General features: G+C 67.8%; 1 pseudogene. It reads right to left on the bottom strand.

The annotated features are described in order from the left end of the window. Positions 1 to 245 (bottom strand): annotated as a pseudogene (locus tag SB751_RS34090) (EAL domain-containing protein); the annotation flags it as partial.

The following is a 245-nucleotide window of genomic DNA, read 5'->3' as shown; positions in this document are numbered from 1 at the left end:
CGCGAGTTTTCGCCGCCCGCCTGTTCCGACACTTCCAGCACCACGCGCTGCGGTTGCAGCCCGAGCGCCTTGATGCCGGCGAGCAGGGCGTCGCCGTAGCTCGTGTCCATTAGCGCGGCGGGGTGCAGGCTCAGGAAGAGCCATTCGTCGTGCGAGTCGAAGGCGTTGAAGTTGCCCAGATGCAGCGATTCCGCGAGCCGTCCCAGTTCGAGCAGATCGCCGCGGCGCGCGGCCTGCGTGAACAC

The sequence above is a fragment of the Cupriavidus sp. SIMBA_020 genome, from assembly GCF_046535395.1.
GTDB lineage: Bacteria > Pseudomonadota > Gammaproteobacteria > Burkholderiales > Burkholderiaceae > Cupriavidus > Cupriavidus campinensis.
Note: the sequence above shows the minus strand (reverse complement) of the source record. Positions and strands in the feature narration are given on the sequence as shown.